At 49.1% G+C, this 234-nt stretch carries 1 protein-coding gene; it reads right to left on the bottom strand.

What is annotated here, in order from left to right; translation table 11 throughout:
- A partial coding sequence (locus PsW64_RS27755; protein ID WP_446737463.1) for a transposase occupies window positions 1-234 on the bottom strand: 234 nt, incomplete at both ends.

Below are 234 nucleotides of genomic sequence, written 5' to 3'. Positions count from 1 at the left end.
GGTGTGTTTGATCAACCCGGAGATAACACTGCTCGTGTCTTTGTTGGCAACCTTAATCAACATGACATAGCGTGTTTGCCGCTCAACAAGAGTGGCGATATAGCTATTCTTGGATCCTCCGATCAGATCACCTTCCCAATGCCCCGGTATTGCACGGTCTTCGACGCAAGCGGGCCTTTTGCTGATCGAAACGGCATCCTTAATTTGGCCTAGACTATTTCGTTTGAGGCTTGC

The organism is Pseudovibrio sp. W64 (genome assembly GCF_001623145.1).
Taxonomy (GTDB): Bacteria; Pseudomonadota; Alphaproteobacteria; order Rhizobiales; family Stappiaceae; genus Pseudovibrio.
Note: the sequence above shows the minus strand (reverse complement) of the source record. Positions and strands in the feature narration are given on the sequence as shown.